The organism is Halorubellus sp. JP-L1 (assembly GCF_011440375.1).
Taxonomy (GTDB): Archaea; Halobacteriota; Halobacteria; order Halobacteriales; family Natrialbaceae; genus Halorubellus.
In genome coordinates this window covers 56,300-79,138 of sequence record NZ_JAAOIR010000003.1, presented here as the reverse complement: position 1 = coordinate 79,138, position 22,839 = coordinate 56,300, and the positions used below count along the sequence as shown (strand labels likewise).

General features: G+C 65.7%; 21 protein-coding genes. 16 read left to right on the top strand and 5 right to left on the bottom strand.

Annotated features, from left to right (window positions below):
• Positions 1–36 precede the first annotated feature (36 nt).
• On the top strand, positions 37–258 hold the full coding sequence (locus G9C85_RS14185) for a DUF2249 domain-containing protein (RefSeq protein WP_166041149.1): 222 nt from the start codon (positions 37–39) through the stop codon (positions 256–258).
• 31 nt (positions 259–289) lie between these two features.
• On the opposite strand, the gene G9C85_RS14180 is transcribed toward G9C85_RS14185, so the two are convergent.
• Positions 290–826: a hypothetical protein gene (locus tag G9C85_RS14180; protein ID WP_240148904.1), complete on the bottom strand. Its 537-nt coding sequence runs from the start codon at positions 824–826 to the stop codon at positions 290–292.
• Positions 827–963: 137 nt separating this feature from the next.
• Between G9C85_RS14180 and G9C85_RS14175 the strand changes: the two genes are divergently transcribed.
• Positions 964–1,197, top strand: coding sequence for a DUF2249 domain-containing protein (locus G9C85_RS14175; protein WP_166041147.1), 234 nt, complete (start codon positions 964–966; stop codon positions 1,195–1,197).
• Between the two features lie 160 nt (positions 1,198–1,357).
• On the opposite strand, the gene G9C85_RS14170 is transcribed toward G9C85_RS14175, so the two are convergent.
• The 3 genes from G9C85_RS14170 to G9C85_RS14160 form a co-directional block, all read right to left on the bottom strand.
• Entirely contained in the window at positions 1,358–1,585 is a 228-nt protein-coding gene (locus G9C85_RS14170) for a hypothetical protein (RefSeq protein ID WP_166041145.1), read from the bottom strand.
• Positions 1,578–1,865 (bottom strand): DUF2249 domain-containing protein, encoded by a 288-nt coding sequence (locus tag G9C85_RS14165; protein WP_193570767.1) that lies wholly within the window; start codon positions 1,863–1,865, stop codon positions 1,578–1,580. Before G9C85_RS14165 ends, G9C85_RS14170 begins: the two co-directional genes overlap by 8 nt.
• A 143-nt stretch (positions 1,866–2,008) precedes the next feature.
• A complete protein-coding gene (locus G9C85_RS14160; protein ID WP_166041141.1) occupies positions 2,009–3,103 on the bottom strand; it encodes a TIGR04053 family radical SAM/SPASM domain-containing protein in 1,095 nt (364 codons plus the stop codon).
• A gap of 172 nt (positions 3,104–3,275) precedes the next feature.
• On the opposite strand from G9C85_RS14160, the gene G9C85_RS14155 reads away from it, so the two are divergent.
• The 5 genes from G9C85_RS14155 to G9C85_RS14135 all read left to right on the top strand — a co-directional run bounded on the left by G9C85_RS14155 (position 3,276) and on the right by G9C85_RS14135 (position 9,034).
• Positions 3,276–4,625 carry a hypothetical protein gene (locus G9C85_RS14155; RefSeq protein WP_166041139.1) on the top strand — a complete coding sequence of 450 codons (1,350 nt, stop codon included), beginning with the start codon at positions 3,276–3,278 and terminating at the stop codon, positions 4,623–4,625.
• A 308-nt stretch (positions 4,626–4,933) separates the two neighbouring features.
• Positions 4,934–6,337 (top strand): ATP-binding protein, encoded by a 1,404-nt coding sequence (locus G9C85_RS14150; protein WP_166041138.1) that lies wholly within the window; start codon positions 4,934–4,936, stop codon positions 6,335–6,337.
• A gap of 133 nt (positions 6,338–6,470) precedes the next feature.
• Complete coding sequence (locus G9C85_RS14145) at positions 6,471–7,766, top strand: site-specific integrase (protein WP_166041136.1); 1,296 nt, start codon at positions 6,471–6,473, stop codon at positions 7,764–7,766.
• A 207-nt stretch (positions 7,767–7,973) separates the two neighbouring features.
• On the top strand, positions 7,974–8,264 hold the full coding sequence (locus tag G9C85_RS14140; RefSeq protein ID WP_166041134.1) for a translation initiation factor: 291 nt from the start codon (positions 7,974–7,976) through the stop codon (positions 8,262–8,264).
• A gap of 131 nt (positions 8,265–8,395) precedes the next feature.
• Entirely contained in the window at positions 8,396–9,034 is a 639-nt protein-coding gene (locus G9C85_RS14135; RefSeq protein WP_166041132.1) for a hypothetical protein, read from the top strand.
• Between the two features lie 89 nt (positions 9,035–9,123).
• Here G9C85_RS14135 and G9C85_RS14130 read toward each other — a convergent pair whose 3' ends face one another.
• Positions 9,124–9,381, bottom strand: a complete 258-nt coding sequence (locus tag G9C85_RS14130) for a hypothetical protein (protein WP_166041130.1) — start codon at positions 9,379–9,381, stop codon at positions 9,124–9,126.
• A gap of 155 nt (positions 9,382–9,536) precedes the next feature.
• Here G9C85_RS14130 and G9C85_RS14125 point away from each other — a divergent pair, with 155 nt between their 5' ends.
• The 9 genes from G9C85_RS14125 (at position 9,537) to G9C85_RS14085 (ending at position 22,807) form a co-directional block, all read left to right on the top strand.
• Positions 9,537–10,337: an aldo/keto reductase gene (locus G9C85_RS14125; protein WP_166041128.1), complete on the top strand. Its 801-nt coding sequence runs from the start codon at positions 9,537–9,539 to the stop codon at positions 10,335–10,337.
• 337 nt (positions 10,338–10,674) lie between these two features.
• On the top strand, positions 10,675–11,931 hold the full coding sequence (locus tag G9C85_RS14120) for an RNA-guided endonuclease TnpB family protein (protein WP_166041126.1): 1,257 nt from the start codon (positions 10,675–10,677) through the stop codon (positions 11,929–11,931).
• Positions 11,932–12,169: 238 nt separating this feature from the next.
• Positions 12,170–13,366, top strand: a complete 1,197-nt coding sequence (locus G9C85_RS14115) for an orc1/cdc6 family replication initiation protein (RefSeq protein ID WP_166041124.1) — start codon at positions 12,170–12,172, stop codon at positions 13,364–13,366.
• A 1,294-nt stretch (positions 13,367–14,660) separates the two neighbouring features.
• Positions 14,661–16,817, top strand: a complete 2,157-nt coding sequence (locus G9C85_RS14110) for a bacterio-opsin activator domain-containing protein (protein ID WP_166041123.1) — start codon at positions 14,661–14,663, stop codon at positions 16,815–16,817.
• Positions 16,818–16,928: 111 nt separating this feature from the next.
• Complete coding sequence (locus G9C85_RS14105) at positions 16,929–17,273, top strand: HalOD1 output domain-containing protein (RefSeq protein WP_166041120.1); 345 nt, start codon at positions 16,929–16,931, stop codon at positions 17,271–17,273.
• 52 nt (positions 17,274–17,325) lie between these two features.
• The gene (locus G9C85_RS14100) at positions 17,326–17,526 is read left to right on the top strand and encodes a hypothetical protein (RefSeq protein WP_166041118.1); all 201 of its coding nucleotides are present in this window, start codon (positions 17,326–17,328) and stop codon (positions 17,524–17,526) included.
• 259 nt (positions 17,527–17,785) lie between these two features.
• Positions 17,786–20,683, top strand: a complete 2,898-nt coding sequence (locus G9C85_RS14095) for a PAS domain-containing protein (RefSeq protein WP_205254370.1) — start codon at positions 17,786–17,788, stop codon at positions 20,681–20,683.
• Entirely contained in the window at positions 20,676–21,134 is a 459-nt protein-coding gene (locus G9C85_RS14090; RefSeq protein WP_166041116.1) for a response regulator, read from the top strand. Before G9C85_RS14095 ends, G9C85_RS14090 begins: the two co-directional genes overlap by 8 nt.
• Positions 21,131–22,807, top strand: a complete 1,677-nt coding sequence (locus G9C85_RS14085; RefSeq protein WP_166041114.1) for a bacterio-opsin activator domain-containing protein — start codon at positions 21,131–21,133, stop codon at positions 22,805–22,807. The genes G9C85_RS14090 and G9C85_RS14085 overlap by 4 nt, the downstream gene beginning before the upstream one ends.
• The last annotated feature ends 32 nt before the right edge of the window (positions 22,808–22,839 follow it).

Genomic DNA, 22,839 nt, shown 5'->3' with positions numbered 1-22,839 from the left:
CAACCGCTACCCACTCGCTCGACGAACGATGTACCGATGACGGCCGATACAGTCCTCGACGTCCGCGAAGTCGACGGCGAACCGTTCGGCGACATCGTCGCCGCCCTCGACGAACTCGAGGAAGGCGCGACGCTGGAACTCGTCAATAGCTTCGAGCCCGTGCCGCTGTACGACGTCCTCTCCGACCGCGGGTTCGACTACGAGAGCGAGCAGGTCGCCCAGGACGAGTGGCACGTCCGCATCACCCACGACACCTAATCCGGCGAACCCGGTCGATTCTACGCGACCCTCAGAAGGGCGTGCTGCTCGACTCCGTCGTCGACGCAGGGTCGTCGTCCGTGGACGCCGTCTCGGACCCGTAGAGTTTCCCGTTGATCGACGTCGCCTCGTGGTGCATGGGCGCGACCCGCACCCGTACGTCGTCGTACTCGTGGCGGTCGCTCTCGCCGTTGAACGCGCGCATCGCGCCGACGGTGAGCGTGTCGCTCTGCGGGCAGAACGCCGTCGTTGGCGTGAACTCGGCGCGGAGCACGCGCTCGTCGTCTCGCTCGCCGTTGCGCTCGCGGGCGTACCGAAAGCCCGCGTCGGGATGCCGGCGGTCGACGTTCAGGCGCGCGAGGTTGTACCCGAACGTCATGTCGTACACCCCGCGGTCCTCGAACAGTTCTCGCGCGAGCCGGTGGAACGCGACGTGGTCGCGGCCGGTCAGGACGTCGTGGTCCTCGAGGAACGGCCCCGGTTCGGGGATCGACTCCGGGACGAACTGGTCGTACGGGTCGAACGTATCGTCGTCGCCGTCGTTCGAGAACGGGCGTGGCACGTCCATACGGGGTCGTTCGTCGCCAGTACGGCTATCGGTATCCCCGAACGTGTTCGCCACGACGCGGCACCGGTTGCCCCGGAGCCCGACCCGAACATCTTCGCACGAAGGCCTTCGCTGTCCCGGCCGATAGTCCAGATTGCATGCCAGCGACCACACTCGACCTCCGCGACGTACCGCCGCGAGAGCGACACCCGAAGATCCACGACGCCTTCGAGGCGCTCGACAGCGGCGAAGACCTCGAGATAGTCAACGACCACGAACCCAAGCCGCTGTTCTACGAGTTCCAGGCCGAGGTGGACGCGTTCGACGCCGAGAACTACACGTGCGAGCGCCGCGGCGACGCGGAGTTCGTCGCGACGCTCCCGAAACAGTAGCCACGCCGCAGCAGGGCTCCAGCGCTGTCATCCCCACCCGTCCCTGCGTCCCCATCGGGGGCGCGCACGTTCTCTCCGATGTCGTCGTCCCCGGTATCGTCGTCTCCCGTATCGCCGTCTCCCGTCTCGTCGGCGTCGTCACAGTCGTGCGTCGGCGTCGTCACGAGAGAGCGTCGGCGTCGAACAGGTCGTCGACTTCTGCGGTGATTCGGTCCGCGAGCCGTTCCACGACTGCTCGCTTCTCCGCGGTCAGTTCCCCGTGCTCGTCGAGTCGCCGGAGCGCACGCGCGACCTGCTCGTCTCGGACCTCCGCGGCGTCCGCCCGGATCTCCGCGTCGTCCTCGCGGACCTCTGCAGCGTCCACCAGAGGCGACGGGCGGTCACTCATCGCCACTTCGGTCGCCGTCCGTCCAGACGACCGTCGTCGTCGCGTCGCCCGTCTCGACCGTCTCGTAGCGATAGCCGCGGTCGTCGAGCTTCGGATAGAGGTGCTGTGGCGCCCGGTCGTTGTACTGGACGAGCACCACGTCGTCGTCCAGCTCGGGCAGTAGCTCGAGCGTCCGCCGGAGCGGCTCGGGCGGCCCGAGCGTGCGCACGTCGAGCGTTTCGACCGGCGCGTCCGTCGGCGCGTCCGTCCCCTCCAGCAGCGAGCGGTCGAGGTCACTCATAGTTCCATCTCTCGCCCACAGCAGGCTGTCGATTTCCCCGAAGATGTTCGCCTCGCCGCGGGTTTCGGCCGGCAGGCGCATCAGTCGGTGGCGATGTCGCGTCCGTCGGCAGCGACGGCGCCTCACTCGGCAGCGACGTTGCGTCAGTCGCCGGCGACGTTCGCGTCCGCGGACGTCCACTCCTCGGGCACGTAACTACACAGCGGGTCGCTCGCGAGCGGGTCGCCGGTCGTCGCGAACGCCCGCGACCGACTCCCGCCGCAGACGTGCCGGTACTCGCAGACGCCGCACTTCCCGGAGAGTCGACTCCGGTCGCGGAGCGCCTCGAACAGGTCCGCGTTCCGGTAGACGTCCACGACGTCGTCGTCGCGAACGTTCCCGGCCGCCTTCGGCAGGAACCCCGAGGGATAGACGTCCCCGGTGTGACTGACGAACGCGAACCCGTCGCCGGCGACGATGCCGGCACGCCGCCTCGTCCCGGACGGTCCGTCGTCCGCATCCTCCCGAACACGGTCCTCGCGGCGCTGGAGGCCGACCCGGCGATAGTGCGGCGCCTCCGTCGTCTTGATGCCGAACGGAGCGGTCCCCCGGCGGTCGTGGAGCCACTCCATCACGGACTCCGCTCGCTCGGGCGACACCGGGTCGAGTACGCGCCCCCGTCCAACTGGGACGAGGAAGAACACGCTCCAGAGCACGGCCCCCAGGTCCGCGACGACGTCGGCGATCGCCGGCAGGTCGTCGACCGTCCCCGCACAGACCGTCGTGTTGATCTGGAGCGGGAGCCCCGCCCGTTGCGCGTCCCTGGCAGCGCGGAGCGTCTCCTCGAAGCTCCCCGGCTCGCCACGGAAGGCGTCGTGGCGCTCGGGCGTCGCCCCGTCGAGACTCACCGCCATCCGCCGGAGGCCCGCGTCCGCGAGCTCCTCGATCGCGTCCCCCGTCAGCGCGCTCGTCCCGCTCGGCGTCAGCGTCATCGACAGCCCGGCGTCGGATCCGTACTCGACGAGCTCGACGAGGTCCGGGCGCTTCATCGGGTCCCCGCCCGAGAGGACGACGAGCTGGCCGTCGCCGAACTCGCGGACGTCGTCGAGCAACGCCTTCCCCTCGCGCGTCGATAGCTCGTCGGGATGCCGCCCCGGTTCCGCGCTCGCCCGGCAGTGCTCGCACGCGAGCTCGCAGGCCTGCGTGACCTCCCAGATCAGGACCATCGGTCGCTCGGCCGTGTCCGCTGGCGGTCGCATACCCGACCGGTAGCCGCCTCGCGCACAAATCCCTGCAGCCGCGTTCTCAGTCGGCTGGAACGCGGGCGGAGATGTTCGGGCACAACTACTGGACGGAGCGGCCAGAACGCTCGACCATGAGCGCCAGTCATCGACTCTCTCGCGCCCACGCCGACGGCGCGAGTGGTGCGGCGTGAGCGCCGTCCCCGGCGGCATCGACACGGACGTCGACCTCCCGCTCGCCGTCCCGCTCCGGCACTTCCTCGTCGCCCTCGGGTTTCTCGCGGCCGGGGCGCTCGTCGGCGTCGGCGCGGTCGCGGACCTCGTCCCCGGCCTCGCCACGCTCGCGCAGGTCCACCTGCTGTTCGCCGGCTGGATCTGCGTGACGATCATGGGCGCGATGACGCAGTTCGTCCCGGTCTGGTCGGGCACGAGTCTGCACTCCGAGCGCCTCGCCAGGCTCCAACTCGTGCTCGTCGTCGCCGGAGTCACCGGATTCGTCGGGACGCTCCTGTTCGGCTCCGCGTCGTGGCTCCCCGCCTTCGGCCTCCTGATGCTCGCGGGATTCTGGACGTTCGCGTACAACGTCGCGCGCACGCTCGCCACCCTCGAGGACTACGACGTGACCGAACGACACTTCGCGTACGCCCTCGGGTTCTTCGTCGTCCTCACCCTCCTCGGCATCCTGATCGCCGTCGACCTCACCCACCCCGCGACCGCGTCGCTCCCCGTCGGCCACGAGCAGCTCGTGCAGGCGCACGCGACCGTCGCCGTCTTCGGCGCCGTCCTGACCACCGTGTACGGCGCGCTCTACCAGCTCGGGACGATGTTCACGCAGACCGAGCTTCACGACGTGGACCTTCGCCTCCAGTCGTTCGAAGCCGTCGCCCACCCCGTCGGCGTCGTCCTCCTCGCCGGCGGTCGGCTCGTGGACTCGGCGATCGTGGCACGACTCGGCGGACTGCTCGTGCTAGCGAGCGCACTCGCGGTCGCCGTCGTCCTCGGACGGAAGCTCGTCGAGATGCGCGTCGACTGGGAACCCATGCACCGGCGCTACGCCGTCGTCGCGGTCGCACTCGCCACGTGGGCGGTCACGGCCGGCCCGGCGTGGCTCGCCGACCCCACCGCGAGAGCGCACCTGTTCGGCGCTGCCGGCTCCGTCCACCTCCTCGCGCTCGGCGTCCTCGGCGCGGTCGTCCTCGGGACGCTCTACCACATCGTCCCGTTCATCATCTGGGTGGACCGCTACAGCGACCGCCTGGGCTTCGAGCCCGTCCCGATGATCGACGACCTCTACGACCACCGGCTCGCCGCCGCCGACGGCACCCTCTGGGTGGGTGGTACCGTCCTCCTGCTCGCCGCCGAGTGGACGACGCTCCCCACCGCCGCCGCTGGCGGCATCGCCCTGACCGCGGCCGTCGTCGTCTTCACGACGAACGTCGGCCTCGTCGTCCACAGGCACGGCCCCGACCCCCTCGACCGCGTCATCCTCGGCTCCCTCAGCCCACGCCGACGGGCGAGTCACCCCGAGACCGAGCAGTAACGCGCACTCGTGCCACGGGTTGCCCTACGCAAGGAGGACGGCAGCCCTACTCCGCGGATTCTCGCCCTCGAATCCTCGAGCCCTGATCGGACAATGCGCTACGAGCGGATCCCCTCGGACTGGGCAGCAGGACGCCACCCTTCACACACCCCCAGGTTTCGAACGTCGAAGCCGCCCTATATTCGTCGCCAGACTTCCCCGTTTCACTTCGGGGTCGTGTCCGCCGACGCGAATATACTAATCCTGATTAACAAAATTAGGATTAAGATAATCGAAGTCGTTATGGTGGCTTCTGTTGTGGTAGGGATATGGCGCAGCGTCAATTCGTGAACCGTGCGTCCGAACTCGAACTCCTCGAATCGCGGTTCGAACGCGACGCTGCGGATCTCATCGTCGTGTACGGTCGTCGACGCCTCGGGAAGAGCGAGCTCGTTCGCGAAGCAATCCGCGACCGGAACGATGCGATTTACTGGCAGGCCACCGAGGAGACGCCTCACGTCCAACTCGACGACTTCGTCGACACCGCCACCGAAACATACCCGAGCCTAGCGAACATCCAGCGTGACTGGGAACCACTCCTCCAGACGCTCGGGGAGGAAGATGCGATCGTAATCCTCGACGAGTTTCCGTATCTCATCGAATCCGACGACGCTGTACCGTCGAAACTCCAGCGCGTATGGGACATGCATCTTCGAGAGACCGGGATGACGCTTGTTCTCGTCGGCTCCTCGATTAGCGTCATGGAAGACAAAGTCCTCAGCGGCGGCAGCCCCCTCTACGGCCGTCGTACGGCTACCATCGACCTCCCACCATTGGACTTGACTGATGCCCAGCAACTCTACCCTGCAAGTACGCCCGACGAGAGCATCCAGACGTGGGGCGTCTTCGGCGGCACTCCATACTACCTTCAGGCGCTCGATGCCTCGAAAACGCTCCCAGAGAACATCCGGACGACCATCCTCTCGGAACATGGCATCCTTCACAACGAGCCAGAGTTCCTCCTCCGCACGGAGTTCGGGATACGAGAACCACAAACCTACTACACGATTCTTCGAGCCATCGCGACGGGTAAACGGGCCACGAGCGAGATCGCCGACTTCGCTGGCGTCGACTCGAACAAACTCGGCGCGTACCTCTCGAACCTCCGCCAGCTGCGACTCGTCGAACGTGACATCCCCGTGACCGCAGACCCGACGAGCACCCGAAAGAGCCGGTATCGACTGAACGAACCCCTCTTCCGGTTCTGGTTCCGGTACGTGTACGGGCAATCGGCGAAACTCCAACAGCTCGGCGACGACGCCTACGAGGAACTGATCGCACCGTCGTTCACGGAATACATGGGCCCGATGTTCGAGCGCGTCTGCCAGCGTCGTCTTCCCGCACTCCTGTCGAAGACCTTCCAGGGCATCGGGTACTGGTGGCACAAGCAGCACGAACTGGACGTCGTCGGGCTCACGACGGACGGGACGGTCGTGGCAGGTGAATGCAAGTATACGAGTCGGGAAATGCACGAAGGGGATCTGGCCGACCTGGAACGGAGTGCGAGCGTCCTCGAGTGGACACCACCGAACGGTGCCGACCTCGACTATCACTACTGTTGTTTCTGCCGGAGTGGTTTCTCTGGCGGCCTTCGAGAGACGGCAACGGGTCGAGACGACCTCTCGCTATTCACACCAAGAGAGCTCCTCGACGAAACGACTCACGTACAGTAGTGGCGCGCGCGTGAACCGACCCGGACAAGTGCCAGTAACATACACAAAACACTACTATCTCTAACACGAACCCGTAGGCGACTCGACTGCCGTCACGCGTAACCGATGTCGAAACTGCCCGTACTCGCAACCGATGTCTGACCCATACACGCCCCGAGATAACACCGAAACGACGTCCGCTCCAGCGGCGTCGGAGTCCGTTCGCTGGACCGACAAGGACCTCGGCGAGATGCAGGGCTACTTCTGGCGTCATATTGCGCCCGAGGCCGCCAACGACGGCATCGACGTCGAGGCCACGAAACCGACGCACGACTGGCTCGCCGCGAACGGCCATCGGTCGTTCGTCGCGGCACTCCGCCGCCACCACGACCAGAGCTTCGGCGAGTTCTGGACGGCTCACGTCGCCGCCGACGCGAACGACGGCTACGACTGGGCGACCGACGACGACGCCACCGTCGACGCCCTCGAGCACTTCCTCGACCGCCGCGAGAGCCGGTACAGCCTCTCCGCGTCCTCCGTCGACACCCTCCGCTATCGCCTGAACGCGTACCTCGACGCGTTCCGCGCCGCGAACGACCACGTCGCCCTCCTCGACCCGGTCGCTCGCGACGCCGACGCGCCCGCGTATCGGGCCGTCGACGAGGTGTTCGCCGCGTTCGACCACTTGAACGAAGCCTCGGACCTCGCGCCGAGCACGATCGAGCGGATCGCGAACGTCGTCGACGCGTTCTACGGCCACCTCGTCTCGCGCCGCCTCGCGGCGACGAACCCCGCGAGCGACCTCGATTCCGAGTTCAAGTGGAACAGCGGAAGCAGTGGTGCGACGCCCGCGCTCGAGACGGCGCACGTCAGGGCGCTCGTCGACGCCGCCGCCGACCCACGCGAGCACCTGCTCGTCGTCGCCCTCGCCGCCTGGGGCCTCCGCGCGAACGAGGTCGCGAGCCTCCACCGCCATCAGGTCGTCCGCGACACCGCCGACGTCCCCCGCCTCGAGTTCGAGTCGCGAAAGAACGGCCCCGGGAGCGTCAGCCTCCTCTACGGCATGAACGCCCTCGACGACCGCATCGCCGAACTCGCCGACCACGACGCCTGGAACGGCTACCTCTTCCCGTCCCCGCAGTCCGACGCCGGCCACGTCACGAGGCAGACCGTCTGGCGGCAGTTCCAGGCGCTCGCCGACCGCGCCGACCTCCCCGACGAGATCGACGGCGAACGCCCCTCGCCACAACTCTGCCGGCGGTTCTGGTACGACCGGTACTCCGAGACGCTCGAAGCGGTCGTCGCCGGCCTCGAGGACGTCGCCGCCGAACAGGGCAGCGCCGACCCGAGCGTCGTCCTCCAGAACTACCTCTCCGAAGACCGCGCCCGCCAACTCCGCCGCGACGCCATGCGCGAGAAGCTCGCCGCCGCGTTCGACCCCGACACGTGACGGTTCGGGAGTCGAATTCGGCGCGACCTCGTCACATACCGCGACGCTGACATCGGCCCGACCACCACTGCACAGTCCCCGTTACAACCGTTTGCAACGGCCGTTGCAAACGGCAATTGCAAGTCATAGCAGCGACCGCCCTCGCGACCGGCATCGACCTCCCGCTGGGAACACTCTTCAGCCCAGCGTGCATACTTCTAGCTAACCATGAGCGACGACCCGTTCGACGACCTCGACATCCCCGACGATCCGACCGAAGACCTCGACCGCGCCAGCCAGGAACTCTCGGTGAGCACCGAAGAACGCCGGTACGGCAAGAAGATGGTCGTCGTCGACGGATTCCAGTCCGGCACCGACGTCCGCGCGCTCGCGAGCGAACTGAAGTCCGCCCTCGGGACCGGCGGCACCGCCAAAGACGACCGCATCGAACTCCAGGGCGACCACGCCGACCGCGTCCGAGACCTCCTCCGCGAACGCGGATTCAACATCGAACCGTAGCAGCGGAACCGGGCTCGAACCGCAGCAGCGGAAGCGGCCCGGATGCTGTCGCACCGGTCACGTACCGCGAACCCGCAGGCGGGCACCCCCGCGAAACAATCGTTATAACCGACACGACAGAACAAGGACGTATGCCCTCCAGGCGAACGCTCCTCGCCAGCCTGCCAGCGGTCGCACTCGCCACCGGATGCCTCACGAGAACGCCGGGGGAATCTGGGGTCGCATCGACCACTTCGACGACCACGACACCCGACGATGACGCACGAAATGCCTCGAACGAGACCCGAAGCGATGCCGAACCTCGGCCGGTCCGCGGCACCGCGGACGTCCTGCCCATAGAGCGAACCGTCACCGGAGAACAGCACGAGTACGTCCCCAGCAACGACACCGTCAAGTACCCGAAGTACAGGTCGGGCGGAGACGTGAGCGGGTACGGATACCAGTCGTTCGACGAATGGGCGACCATCGAGACCGCGAGCTTCGGCGCGAGCGCCCTCAAAGATCGTTTCGCCGATGAGTTCCCGAACAGCGAGCACGTCCCCGTCGCACTCTCGGCACCCACCGACGAGCTCCCGTTCCGGCTGACCGTCCATCTCGAGACGCGACTCGACGAAGACGGCAACGTCATCTCGGAACCACCCATGTCGAAACCCGAGACGATCGCCGTCACCCCGGAGACGATTCGCGGAACCATCCACCTCGCCGACCAGACGAGCACGCAATCCGTCCCAGTGTACGTCGTCGCCGTCACCACGCAGGAGATGGGTTGAGCACCCGCTCACTTCGACGAGTACGCTGCCGACCTCGATCCCGTCCGAACGACGAAAAACCTACGAGCGCATCCCAGGCCGAACGACGGCTAGGTGCTATCGAGGACGACAGAGAGTGACGCGACGACAAACGTCGAGCCAAGTATCGACGTGATCAGTATCCGGACCCAGCCGCCGATCGGAGAGATCACGATGCCCTCGTACAGGTACGAAAGATGCGTGGTCGAATCGACCAGGAAGAGGAAGCCGATTCCCAGGAGAACGCCAGCGTACAGGACGCTCCCGATGCCACCGGTCTCGTCGTCGACGGTGGACGTCGACCCGTCGGACTCCGAGCCATCAGTCATGTACGAGATGCAGGGACCACCTATAAAAAATCCGACGGACCCGATGGACCGAGGACTCGAATCGGAGACAGGACCGGTGATGGAGTCGGTATCGCTACACTCGTTGGAGACGACGGTTCTGACAGTCGTTCCCCCGAGAGCGAGCGACTCCCATCATGACCCGTGACACTATCCCCGACCTCGGCATCGGTACGGCGGGCCTCGAACCAGGCACGTGCGAAGAGAGCGTTCGGCACGCGCTCGACGTCGGCTATCGGCACGTCGACACCGCACAGATGTACGAGAACCAGGGCGCCGTCGGCGACGGCATCCAGGCGTCGACCGTCGACCGCGACGACGTCTTCCTCGCCACGAAGATCCTCCCCCGGAACCTCGCGTACGACGACGTCCTCGATCAGTTCGATCGGTGCCGCGAGCGCCTCGGCGTCGACGTCGTCGACCTCCTCTACGTGCACTGGCCGATCGAGGCGTACGACCCCGAGGAGACGCTCCGGGCGTTCGACGAACTCCACGACGACGGCGTCGTCCGTCACGTCGGACTCTCGAACTTCACGCCCAGCATGCTCGACGAGGCACGCGATCACCTCGACGCGTCGATCTTCGCACACCAGGTCGAGTGCCATCCGCTCCTCCAGCAGGACGAACTCCGAGCGTACGCTGATGAACACGACCACGAGTTGGTCGCCTACTCGCCGCTCGCGAAGGGCGCAGTCTTCGACGTTCCGGAACTCGTCGATATCGCAGCGAAGCACGATGCAACGCCAGCGCAGGTGAGTCTCGCGTGGCTCCGCGCGAAAGCGGTCACCGCAATCCCACGATCGTCCTCGGCCGCGCACATCGAGGAGAACTACGCGGCTCGCGAACTCGAACTCGACGACGAGGACGTCGCGCGCATCGACGCCATCGAACGAACCGAGCGACAGATCGACCCCGACGACGCACCCTGGACTCGATGACCGTAGTTTTGCTTTCGTCCGCGCGGGAAGGTGCCCGTTGCGCTGTGACGGAACGTAAAATCCGTAGTTACCCCACACAGTCGGATTTCGAACGTGGGGTAACTGGCGTGGGCGGTGCGCGATGCCGTCGCGGATTCCCCGATCACGGGGGAGTTCCTGCGAAGGGCATGGGTGGGTAGCTGCAACCGAGTGCGTCTGACGATTTTTTCAACTGAAGCGGAAGCGCGGAGTCCCTTCCGCAAGGAGCGACCAGCGGGAGCGAGCAGGGAGGGGAGGAGCGCATTTGTAGTGACTGCAAACACCTAAATATAAGTAGCCTCATATCTACATTGAATACGTGGCAGACGACTACGTGCGTCGGACGGCGATCACTCGTCTCGAAGCTACGGACGAGGAACGCGACCTCCTCGAAGAGACCATCTCCGAGTGGAAGCGTGGGTGCCAACTCGCCACCGACATGGCGTGGGGCACGTGCAACGCCAAGAGCGACGTCCAGCCCCTCGCCTACGACGGCGTGCGCGAACACACCGACCTCGGTAGTCAGCACGCGATTCTCGCCACCCACCAAGCCGCCCAAGCCATCACCGGCTGTCTCGAACGCCGGTCAAAAGGCAAGGCGGTGAGCAAGCCAACCTTCACCGCACCGACCGTGAAATACGATACGCGGACCATGACGCTGTTCGACGACGACACGGTGTCCCTCTCCACCACGGAGAGTCGCGTCCGATGTGACCTTGCGCTGCCCGACGCCGACGATGGCTACCAACACAAGTACCTCGACTCGGACACGTGGAGCGTCATGGAAAGCACCCTCACCGCCCGTGACGGCGAGTACTTCTTGCATATTGGATTCCGCCGATCCAAAACCGACGCCGAGCGAAACACCGCCGAGGACGGAACGGTCCTCGGGGTCGACCTCGGTATCGAAAACCTCGCCGTCACCAGTACGGCGTACTTCCTCAGCGGGCGAGAGCTAACCCACGACCTCCGCGAGTTCGAGAAGGTGCGTGCCGGACTTCAACAGACCGGGACGCGAAGCGCCCACCGGACGCTCGAACGGTCGAGTGGCCGTGAACTTCGCTACGTCCGCGACGTACTCCACCAAGCGTCCAACGCCATCGTAGACGAAGCACTCCGATACGATTGCGACGTAATCGCGTTCGAGGACTTGACTGATATCCGCGACCGAACGGGTGCGTCGTGGGGGCACAAGTGGGCGTTCAGAACGCTCTACGAGCAAGTAGCGTACAAAGCCGAGGCAGAGGGTATCTCGGTGAAGGAAGTCGGTTCGGCGTACACGTCTCAGCGGTGCGCCGAGTGTGGGTTCACGGCGGATGAGAATCGCCCGACTCGAAACGACTTCCGGTGCGTGAACTGCGAGGCAGAAGCGAACGCGGACTACAACGCGGCGAAGAACATCGGGATGCGGTATGTCCGTCGAGGCCAACAGTCGTCTCGGCGGGCGGGCGACAGTCAGCTTGCCCTGAAGTCTGGAACAGTGACGCCGAGCGACGGATTCACCGCCCACCCGGAAGGGTTCGAGGCCGAGTTCATGGACAAGCCCCGTCCTCACCGAGCGCGTCAGCGCGAGTAGGGCGGGGTAGTTGACCGGAAGTGGTGGTGTGGCGAGAAGACCGATTTTACCGAATCTCGGTGTGAGAAGTTCGCGATGCAGGGGTACAGATGGCGGGTCGAGGGCGGCGCCCGCAAGCGATTAGCAGCGGAAGTATTGGGGAGGGGTGGTCGTCGGGGTTTTATCACCATCGGCTTCACAGGAAACATCGGAACCCCTGGTCGAAGTGTTTATGTGGGATCCATCTGATTGTCACAGCATGGCGGACTTCAGTTTCGAGCAGGACACGCGCGTCTTCCAGAACCGGGACGCGCTGACGGAGCAATACACGCCCGACGAACTCGTCGGGCGCGACGAGGAACTCACCGAGTTCCACGCCGCCCTCCAGCCCGTCATCAACGGCGAGAACCCCTCCAACATCTTCATCTACGGGAAGAGCGGCGTCGGGAAGACCGCCGCGACCCGGTTCTTGCTGGACCGCCTCGAACGCGACGTTCGCGACGTCCCCGACGTCGACCTCACCACGATCGACGTGAACTGCGACGGCCTGAACACGAGCTACCAGACCGCCGTCGAACTCGTCAACCGGATGCGGGACGCCGGCAAAGAGATGTCGACGACGGGGTATCCCCAATCCGCGGTCTACAACGCGCTCTGGGACGAACTCGAGAACCGCCAGGGAACCGTCATCGTCGTGCTCGACGAGGTCGACCACATCAACGACGACTCCATCCTCTACCAGCTCTCGCGCGCTCGCGACAACGGCGTGATCGACGACGTCGACCTCGGCGTCATCGGGATCTCCAACGACCTCTCGTTCCGCGAGAACCTCTCGTCGAAGGTTCGGTCGTCACTCTGCGAACGCGAAGTGAACTTCTCGGCGTACAACGCCACGGAACTCCAGGAGGTCCTCCGCCAGCGCGAGACCGTCGCGTTCCACGAGAACACGCTCGCGGACGAGGTCGTCCCGCTCTGTGCCGCGTACGGCGCACGCGACTCGGGGGACGCCCGGCAAGCGCTCGACCTGCTCCTGATGGCCGGCGACCTCGCGCGACAGGACGACGCCGAGCACGTCACCGAACAGCACGTGCGGCGCGCGAAGAACCGACTCAAGAAGAATCAGGTCGAGGAGGGGATCTCGACGCTCTCCCCGCACGGCCAGTACGCGCTCTACGCGCTCGTCGTCCTCGAAGAACGTGACGAGACGCCCGCGCGGACGCGCGACGTCGTCCCCGTGTACCAGGACGTCTGCCGCCAGCAGGGCGACGATCCCGTCTCGCTCCGGTCGGTCCGCGACCACCTCGCGTCGCTCGCCCAGCTCGGGATCATCGAGCGAACGGAGACGAACCGCGGTCGCGACGGCGGGAAGTTCACGGAACAGCAACTGAACCACGACGCGGACATCGTTCGCGCCGGCGTCAGCGAACTCCTCGAACTCGACATGGACGTGCTCTGACCGCTGGCTCGCGACGTTCGAACGCTCGCCCGCGACGGGGAGGCTGGGAGAACCCACTACCCACCCACCCCACTGGTTCCGTTGTTTTCGGGATGAGGTGGGTGGGGGTCGAGTCGTCATGGACCTGTCGCAGTTCACCGCCTGACGTGAACCACGGATAACCACCCCAGTCCATCGCTTCCGCTGCTACTTCCGTCTCTTCGCTCTTCTCGACTCATCCCGTCCCGCCTCGATGCGACCGGGTCCGCCAGACCAGGACGCCCCGATCGTCGTCGCGTTCGGACGTTACCTCCAGAATCTCCCGGCGTCCAGCACCGTTCGGGACACCCCCACCCCACTACTTCCGCTGTTCTCGAGGTGAGCAGGGTGGGGTCTGTCCCTCCGCAGGGCTTTGGTTTCCTTCTCTCTTCTCACATTGCTACTACCAATCCCAGTCGAACAAGCAATAGATATTCTAGTTGAAATAACTACGACGAGTTCTAACCCAACTATAACCCAAACCTTAATACAATCTATCCAAAACTAATCCGTAGTCTGCCGTAGTCGGATTTGGAACTGGGGGTGGGTCCCCCCACCCCCGTTCCATCACCATAACAACGGAACCAGTGGGGTGGGAGAGTCCCACCAACGCATCAAACCCCATTCCGCCTCTCCAATTCCTCAGCGACCAAAATTCGCCCACTGGTCCGATATCACTCCCACCCGACACCACGACTTCCGCTGTTCTCCTCGAGGGTCGTGCCCCCTTCGTCGATCGGTAACACGGGCGGTTCGTCCGCGCAGTTCTTTCGACGGTGGGTCATCAATCGACCCTGCTCCGTCAAGCTGCTCGCCACCATACCGCTCTCTCAGGAGTCTCTCTCACCGACGACGAATCGAGACGCACGAACCGTTCCAGAGTGAGACAACTCCTACCGACGCCGAGTTGGTGTCTGATCTCAGACCACGGAAAAACCACACCAGATTGGATGTCCGGCGAGTAAACAACGGAACGGGTGGTGTGGGGGTCGTGGCAACCGCAGGGTACCCGTCCCGGTCGAGTAATCTCGACGCGGGCTACGGTTCCGTCTCCGAGTGAGGGCGGGTTTTGCTGCCGACATCAGGAGGACGCCGGAGAGGGGAGCAAACCATTGGTGGAGAAGCACGTTCTGTAGATGTTAGGCCACGTCCTCAACTGGCGAGAGTCCGAAGACCACATCAGTAAACGAGGTTGGGCATCTCGAAGTTGACGACGGTAGTGGGTTCGACCGCTTCCGCGTTCTCTCGATATCCGCTCGCCACCTCTGCTCTCCACATGAACATCGACGATTCGGAGGCTGCCGCCCATCTCGAGGCACTGGCAGCGACCACGTCCGACGCGTTCGTCACCATCGATACGAAGAGCCGCATCCAGTACGTGAATCAGTCGATCGAATCGATCCTCGGCTACGCCCCGGACGATCTCCGGGGCGAACCGCTCACGGTACTCATGCCCGACGAGTACGTCGACAGCCATTTCGAGGCGATGGACCGATACCTCGAGACTGGGACGCGCCGACTCGACTGGGATCACGTCGAATTACCCGGCGAGCACAGGGACGGACATCGGGTGCCGTTAGAGATCTCGTTCAACGAGTTCGCGCTCGACGGCGACCGATACATGACCGGTGTCATCCGGAACGCCTCCGACAAGAGGCGCCAGATCGACCGGCTGGAGCGGCTCAATGGACTTGGCAGCGAACTCTCGAACGTGGAGACGTTTCAGGAGTGCTGCGAGCAGGCCGTCGTGGCGACGAGCGACATCCTCGACTATTCGATCGCGGCGATCGACCTGTACGAGTGCGAGACGGGGACGCTGGAACCGGCTGCGCGCTCCTGGAGCGGCACGGAACTCGCCGGTGACGACTCGCTGGCCGACGACGATTCGCTGGCCGACGACGATTCGCTGGCCGACGACGATTCGCTGTTCGACGACGCGCACGATCTCGCGTGGCAAGCGTTCGTGGAGAACGAACATCGCGTGTACGCGAACGTCGAATCGGAGACGGAGGTCGCGGCCGAGGACACGCTGCTATCCAGCGCCGCCGTGTTTCCGATCGGCGGCCACGGCGTCCTGATCTGTGGAGAGACCGAACCGGGCGAGTTCGACGAGTCGAGGATCGCGCTCACGTCCATTCTCGTCCGGAACGTCGCGTCGGCGTTCGAACGACTCGATCGCGAGGTCTCGCTGCGCGAACGCACGGCCGACCTCGAGTCGAAGAACGAGCAACTCGAGCGCGTGCAGCGCGTGAACGACCAGATCCGCGCGCTCACTCGATCGTTGCTGGATGCGGATTCGAGCGAGGAGATCAAGCGGGTTGTCTGCGACCGGCTGGCCGAGAGCGACCCGTACCGGTTCGTCTGGTTCGGCGAACGGGACATCGAGACGGACGAGATCGAGCCGGTTGCGTGGGCAGGCGTCGAAGAAGGCTACCTGGATGCCGTGACCGTCACGGCGGACTCGAGCGAGAACGGCCAGGGGCCGGCGGGGCGAGCGTTCCGGACTCGCGAACCACAGGTACAGAACGACCTGCAGGCGGACCCGCCGTTCGAGCCGTGGCGCCAGGAGGCCATGCAGCGGGAGTATCGAGCGAGCATCTCGGTCCCGGTCGCGTACAACGACTCCGTGTACGGCCTCCTGAACCTCTACGCGAACGAGCCGGGGGTGTTCAGCGAGATGGAGGAAGGCGTCCTGTCCGAGCTGGGGGAGATGGTCGGGTTCGCGCTGAACGCTCGCGAGCGCTACGACGCGCTGGTTTCCGAGGAGTCGGTCGAACTCCAGTTCGCGATCCGGGACGACGACTATCCGTTGCTCGGGTTCCTCGCCGAGTACGATGCCGAGTTCGCGCTGGAGGACGTCTCCGCGGGGTCGGAGTCCGGCATCGTCGTCGTCGGCGCGGTCGAGGGCGCTTCCGTCCAGCAAGTTCGAGCGTTCGCCGACCAATACTCGGCGATCTCCGACCTGTCCGTAATTCGGGAACGCGACAACCAAGTCGTCGTCGAGGCGTCCCTGCGCCCCGGGTCGTTCCTCGCGGGACTCCTCGACCGGGGTGCCGTTCCGACGAACCTCCGTGCGTCCCCGAAGGAAGCACGGGTAACGATCCGGACGTCGAAGGCGGCGTCGCCGCGTGATTTCGTCGAACTGTTCAGGGATCGGTTCGATACCGTGGAGCTGGTCGCGCGGCGCGAGGTGGACGTCCCGGTTCGGTCGAGCGAGGGACTGGGGCAGGCGTATCTCGACCAGTTGACGGGGCGCCAGGAGGAAGTCCTCAGGACGGCGTACTTCGCGGGGTTCTTCGAGCAACCGCGCGCGAGTTCGGCGCGTGACGTCGCCGAACTCCTGGACGTCTCCCAGCCGACTGTGAGTCGCCACATTCGGACCGCAGAGGAGACGCTGTTCTCGTTGCTGTTCGGCGATGCGGAGTCGCGGTGAGTTCTCGCGGCGGAACGCGGTGCGTATCAGTATACGCTCGCCGCGTCGCTCGCTGTAGGTGGATACGAAGCACGTCTATCCCGGATGGGGTACTTCGATGCAATGCACACGATGATTCCGACTTCCAATTCAGTACCCGGCCCCACTGTAGGCGACGAGGACCCCGTGAGTATGCGCGTCGTCGACCGAGTGGCCGACGTCACCGGAACCGACCCGCTCGATCTCGAACCGCTCTACGACGTCGTCGACCCCGATCACCTCGACGCGCTCTTCGAGCGGAACGACGGGGTGGGGGACCAGCGGGGTGCGGAGGTCCGCTTCGTGATGGAGGGCTGTGACGTCGTCGTCTCCGCTGACGGGTCGATCGACGTCACGCGACGCTCCGGGACCGCGACAGCGATCGCGCCGGGCCCGGGCGTCGAGACGCAGGCGGACAGTCCCGGGTCGGTAGATTGAGGCGCTCTCGTTCGCGGTTCGAGGACGCGCGTGCAGTCCAGTCGAGGGTGGGATGACGGAGCGCGAGATCGACTCGGATCGTCGCCACCGTCCCGACGACGGGCTGGTGGATACCGAGCGGTGTGCCTCGTGCGGGCGCGAGATCGACCCGTCCGACTGGCATCCGGTCGCCACGCAGTACACGAGTGACGACGAGTTCCAGATCCTCGCGTTCTGCGGTCCCGAGTGTCGAGAGGACTGGACCGAAGAGTAGCGCGACCGGCGATTCGAGAACTGATCGCCGGGGAGTCCTCGTCCACGCCCGCACCAGTCGCCTTTTTCACGAGAATTCGGCCGTTGACCGCCGAGAATTATTCGTCACCTACCTGGCGCGCCCCACACGCGAGTGAACGGTCTCGTTTTCCTCTTCGTGATCTGGTGAGGACGAAACAGGGAGCGTCTGTATCCTGCAAACTATCGGTAAACTCCAAGTCACCGTCAATCGTTTACTTGCCCCGCTCCTCCCTCACGTAATGGAACCATCAGGGTCTACTTCCGAGGTATCGCCGGAAGAGACCGAGCGCGTGTTCGCGCGTCTCGAACCCCCCTGCACGCCACTCTCGACCGACGAAGTCGCGGCCCGACTCGACTGCGAGTTCGAGACGGCCAGGACCAACCTGACGACACTCGCCGATCGCGGTGTGGTTCGAACGCGACGAATAGACGACCGACACCGCGTCTGGTGGACGGACGAAACCGACGGCGACCAAGTAATCGACGGCGACCAGGGAACAACAGTCCACCAGGAAACCGGCCGAGAGGAGTTCGGGGCGTTCATTCGAGCGGTCAAGGATTACGCGATCTTCATGCTCGACCCGGACGGCTTCGTTCGAAGCTGGAACGACGGCGCGGCGCGCCTCAAGGGATACACCGAGGACGAGATCGTCGGCGAGCATTACCGGGCGTTCTACACGGACGCGGACGTCGACGCGGGCGTCCCGGCGCGCAACCTCGAGCGGGCAGCCGAGCATGGGCGATACGAGGACGAGGGGTGGCGAGTGCGCGAGGACGGGACGCGGTTCTGGGCGAACGTCACCATCACGGCGATCCGGGACGAGGACGGGGCGCTGCGAGGGTTCACGAAGGTCACGCGCGACATGACCGAACAGCGCGAGTACGAGCAGGAACTCCACGAGGAGCGCGACTTCACGGAACAGGTCCTCGAGACCGTCCCCGTGAACGTCCTCGTGCTCAGTGAGGACGGCGAGCTCGTTCGCGCGAACGGAGGCGTCCGGGACCTCTTGGACGTCGAACCCGCGGACTTCGACGCGTTCGACGCCGGTTCGTGGGACCTGTACGACGAGGACGGCGACTCGATCCCTGTCACGGATTGGCCGTGGACGCGGGTCGTCGAGACCGGTGAGTCGGTCCAGCACTTCGAGTGCCAGGTCGACGTGGCGGACGGCGACCGACGGTGGTTCTCGATCAACGCGGCGCCGCTCGATGAAGGCGGGTCCGAGGTGGAGCGAGTCGTCATGTCCGCCGACGACGTCACGGACCGGAAGGAACGCGAACGCCGTCTCCGTCGGGAGTCGAACCAGACCGAGAAACTGCTGCGGACGGCGCCGATCGCCATCGCCGTCCAGGACGCCGACGGGGACACGATTTTGGCGAACCAGCACGCCCAGGACGCGCTCGGACTCACGGAGGACGAAATCCTCGACGAACCGGAACAGCCGGAGGCGTGGACGCTCTTCGACGACGACGGGAACCCACTCGACGCGACCGAGACGCCGTCGGCTCGCGTCCTGGCGACCGGCGAGCCGGTGTACGACGAGGAGGTCGTGATCGAACCGCCGAACGCCGACCGGATTCAGTTCCGCGTGAACGCCGCACCCGTCCGTGACGCTGACGGCGACGTCGAACGGATCATCACGACCGGCGAGGATATCACCGAGTTGCGGGACCGGGAGCGAGAGCTCGAGCAGCGCAAGGCCGAGCTCGAGACGGAGCTCGGCGAGATACTCGGTCGGATCTCGGACGCGTTCTACGCCCTGGACGAGGAGTGGCGGTTCACGCACCTCAACGACTCTGCCGCCGAACTGATGCAGCAGTCCAGGGAGGACCTCCTCGGGCACACGCTCTGGGAGGTGTTCCCCGACGCCGAGGGCAACGTCTTCTGGGAGAAGTTCCGCGAGGCGATGGAGACCCAGGAGTCCGTCGCCTTCGAGTTCTACGCCGAAGCCCTCGACGCGTGGCTCGAGTTCACCGTCTATCCCTCCGATTCCGGGCTCTCTATCTACTTCCGAGACGTCTCGGAGCGCAAGAGACAGGAGCGCGCGCTCCGCGAGCGCCAGGGTCGCCTCAACCGACAGAAGCAGTACACGGACGACATCCTGAACGCGATCGACGACCTCTTCTACCTCCTCGACGAGTCCGGACAGCTCCAGCGCTGGAACGAGTCGCTCCGGGACGTGACGGGGTACACGGACGAGGAGATCGCGTCGATGCACGCGCTGGAGTTCTTCGACGAACGCGACCACGAGGCGATCTCGACCGCGATCGCCGAGGGGCTCGACGCCGGCGAGACCCAGGTGGAAGCCGAGATCCTGACGAAGGAGGGGGACCTGATCCCCTACGAGTTCGTCGCGTCGACGCTCGAGGACCCCGACGGGAGGTCCGTGCTCGCTGGTATCGGGCGCGACATCACCGACCGGCGGGAGTACGAGCGGAAGCTCGAAACGTCGAACGAGCGCTTGGAGCAGTTCGCGTACGCGGCGTCGCACGACCTGCAGGAGCCGCTTCGGATGGTGTCGAGCTATCTCCAGCTCGTCGAGAACCGGTACGCGGACGCGCTCGACGAGGACGGCGTCGAGTTCGTCGAGTTCGCGGTCGACGGCGCGGACCGCATGCGGAACATGATCGACGGCCTCCTGAGGTACTCGCGCGTCGATACGCGCGGTGATCCGTTCGAGGCCGTCGACCTGAACGACGTCCTCGACGACGTCCAGGAGGACCTGCAGTTCCGGATCGAGGAGACTGACGCGGACGTCGAGGCGGAGTCGCTCCCCGTCGTCCACGGCGACCCCGGCCAGTTGCGGCAATTGTTCCAGAACTTGCTCGACAACGCCATCGAGTACAGTGGCGAGGGGGCACCCGTCGTCCGCATCGACGCGGCCCGCGACGGCGAGAGGTGGTCGATCTCGATCCGGGACGAGGGCGTCGGTATCGACCCGGAGGACGCCGACCGGGTGTTCGAGGTATTCCAGAGCCTCCAGCCGTCCACGGAGCACTCGGGTACCGGCATCGGGCTCGCGCTCTCCGAGCGGATCGTCGAACGGCACGGCGGCGAGATCTGGCTCGAGTCCACGCCCGGGGAGGGGACGACGTTCACGTTCACGCTCCCCGCGACGGGTGGTCTCGATGAGTGACCGACGAGGTGGAGAGGACCCGGTGGACATCCTCCTCGTCGAGGACAACCCCGGTGACGTCCGCTTGACGAGAGAGGCGTTCGAAGCGGGCCAGATTCGGAACACGCTGCACGTCGCGAGGGACGGCGTCGAGGCGCTCGAGTTCCTCCGCCAGCAGGGCGAGTACGCGGACGTTCCCCGTCCCGACATCGTCCTCCTCGACCTCAACCTGCCGCGGAAGGACGGCGACGAGGTGCTCGCGGAGATCCGCGCGGACCCCGACCTCGAGACGCTCCCGGTGATCGTCCTCACGTCCTCGTCGGCCGAAGAGGACGTCGTGCGGTCGTACGAGCTCCAGGCGAACGCGTTCCTCACCAAGCCCGTCGACCCGATGGAGTTCGTGGAGATCGTCAGGTCCTTCCAGGAGTTCTGGCTCTCGGTCGTCCGCCTCCCCCCAGAGGGCGAATCATGACGAACGACGAGACGCTCGACGTCCTCCTGATCGAGGACAACCCGGGCGACGTGCGACTGATCGAGGAGATGCTGGGGGACGCCGAACGGCTCTTCGAGCGGGTTGGGTCCGGCGAGCACGCTGCGAGCGAGACGCGGATCCATCACGAGAGCACGCTGGCGGCGGGCGTCGAGCGGTGCTCGGCGGACGACGTCGACGTCGTCCTCCTCGACCTCGGACTCCCGGACTCGCGGGGACTGGAGACCCTCGCGGCCGTCACGGGCGCCACCGAGTTCGTCCCGATCGTCGTACTCACCGGGTTGAACGACGAGGGCGTGGGAGTCTCGGCGATCCAGCACGGCGCGCAGGACTACCTCGTCAAGGACGAGGTGACAAGCGACCTGCTCGTCCGCTCGATCCACTACGCGATGGAGCGGAACAGACAGGACCGCGAGCGCGCGCGACGCCGCGAGGAGCTCGAAGCACTGAATCGACTCAACGAACTCACGCACGACGTCACGCACGCCGTGATCACGACGTCGACGCGCGAAGAACTCGAGCGCGCGGTCTGCGAGACGCTCGTCGCGTCCGACGCGTACCGGTTCGCGTGGATCGGCGAGGTCGACAGGCCGACCGACGAGATCACGCCGCGTGCGGCGGCCGGCGTCGAGGACGGCTACCTCGACGACGTGACGGTCATGGTCGAGGGGGACGAGACCGCCGACGGCCCGACGGGACGCGCGATCCGTACCGGGAGCGTGCAGGCGATCCAGCGCGTGCAGACGGAGCCGGCGTACGAGCCGTGGCGCGAGCAAGCGATCGAGCGCGACTACAAGTCGAGCGCGTCGGTCCCACTGGAGTACGACGGTATCACGTACGGCGTGCTGAACGTGTACGCGCCGTCACCGAACGCCTTCTCGGACGCCGAACGCGAGATCCTCTCGCGTCTCGGTGCGGTCATCGGGCACGCGATCACGGCGATCGAACGCAAGGAAGCGCTGGTGAGCGACACGGTACTCGAACTCGAGTTCGGCGTCGACGACCTCGGCGTCGACCTCGGGGCCCTCTCGAGGCCCGACGACGGCTACGTGTCCATCGTCGACCTCGTGCGGACCGACGGCGGGGTCCTCGCGTACGGTCGCGCGGTCGACGTGCCCCTGGAGACGTTCCGGGACGTCGTGTCGAACGCGCCGTTCGTCGACGAACTCCGCGTGCTCTCCTCGGACGCGGGCACGCACCGATTCGAGGTCGTCACGACGGCGTTCGACGACCTCGTCGACAGTATCGGGAGCCACGGTGGTCAGATCGCGTCGGCGACGATCACCGACGGCAGTCTCAGGTTCGTCGTCGACTTCCCGCCAGGGCGGGACAAGCGCCAGCTGGTCGAGCTGGTAGAACGTCACTGTCCGGAGGCGACGGTCCGCTCGCAACGCGTCGTCGAACGGACAGTCGACGACGCGTCCACTGCCCGGTCGCTCCTCCATGCCTCGTTGACCGAGAAGCAACACACCGCCCTCGAGACGGCGTACTACGCCGGACTCTTCGAGTGGCCCCGCCACAGTACCGGGCAGGAGGTCGCAGACCGCCTCGAGGTCTCCCCGCCGACGTTCAATCAACATCTTCGCGCCGCCGAACGGAACGTCTTCGCCGAACTGTTCGCCGACGGCGACGAGGCGGTCGGCCCTGGCGACTGACGGCCGACTGCTGGCGGCGAGCGAACACGCGA

Excerpts from the sequence above, each read along its gene's own strand:
- G9C85_RS14185 (WP_166041149.1), top strand. The coding sequence starts at position 37 with ATGACGGCCGATACAGTCCTCGACGTCCGCGAAGTCGACGGCGAACCG.
- G9C85_RS14180 (WP_240148904.1), bottom strand. The coding sequence starts at position 826 with ATGGACGTGCCACGCCCGTTCTCGAACGACGGCGACGACGATACGTTC.
- G9C85_RS14175 (WP_166041147.1), top strand. The coding sequence starts at position 964 with ATGCCAGCGACCACACTCGACCTCCGCGACGTACCGCCGCGAGAGCGA.
- G9C85_RS14170 (WP_166041145.1), bottom strand. The coding sequence starts at position 1,585 with ATGAGTGACCGCCCGTCGCCTCTGGTGGACGCTGCAGAGGTCCGCGAG.
- G9C85_RS14165 (WP_193570767.1), bottom strand. The coding sequence starts at position 1,865 with ATGAGTGACCTCGACCGCTCGCTGCTGGAGGGGACGGACGCGCCGACG.
- G9C85_RS14160 (WP_166041141.1), bottom strand. The coding sequence starts at position 3,103 with ATGCGACCGCCAGCGGACACGGCCGAGCGACCGATGGTCCTGATCTGG.
- G9C85_RS14150 (WP_166041138.1), top strand. The coding sequence starts at position 4,934 with ATGGCGCAGCGTCAATTCGTGAACCGTGCGTCCGAACTCGAACTCCTC.
- G9C85_RS14145 (WP_166041136.1), top strand. The coding sequence starts at position 6,471 with ATGTCTGACCCATACACGCCCCGAGATAACACCGAAACGACGTCCGCT.
- G9C85_RS14140 (WP_166041134.1), top strand. The coding sequence starts at position 7,974 with ATGAGCGACGACCCGTTCGACGACCTCGACATCCCCGACGATCCGACC.
- G9C85_RS14135 (WP_166041132.1), top strand. The coding sequence starts at position 8,396 with ATGCCCTCCAGGCGAACGCTCCTCGCCAGCCTGCCAGCGGTCGCACTC.
- G9C85_RS14130 (WP_166041130.1), bottom strand. The coding sequence starts at position 9,381 with ATGACTGATGGCTCGGAGTCCGACGGGTCGACGTCCACCGTCGACGAC.
- G9C85_RS14125 (WP_166041128.1), top strand. The coding sequence starts at position 9,537 with ATGACCCGTGACACTATCCCCGACCTCGGCATCGGTACGGCGGGCCTC.
- G9C85_RS14115 (WP_166041124.1), top strand. The coding sequence starts at position 12,170 with ATGGCGGACTTCAGTTTCGAGCAGGACACGCGCGTCTTCCAGAACCGG.
- G9C85_RS14110 (WP_166041123.1), top strand. The coding sequence starts at position 14,661 with ATGAACATCGACGATTCGGAGGCTGCCGCCCATCTCGAGGCACTGGCA.
- G9C85_RS14105 (WP_166041120.1), top strand. The coding sequence starts at position 16,929 with ATGATTCCGACTTCCAATTCAGTACCCGGCCCCACTGTAGGCGACGAG.
- G9C85_RS14100 (WP_166041118.1), top strand. The coding sequence starts at position 17,326 with ATGACGGAGCGCGAGATCGACTCGGATCGTCGCCACCGTCCCGACGAC.
- G9C85_RS14095 (WP_205254370.1), top strand. The coding sequence starts at position 17,786 with ATGGAACCATCAGGGTCTACTTCCGAGGTATCGCCGGAAGAGACCGAG.
- G9C85_RS14090 (WP_166041116.1), top strand. The coding sequence starts at position 20,676 with ATGAGTGACCGACGAGGTGGAGAGGACCCGGTGGACATCCTCCTCGTC.
- G9C85_RS14085 (WP_166041114.1), top strand. The coding sequence starts at position 21,131 with ATGACGAACGACGAGACGCTCGACGTCCTCCTGATCGAGGACAACCCG.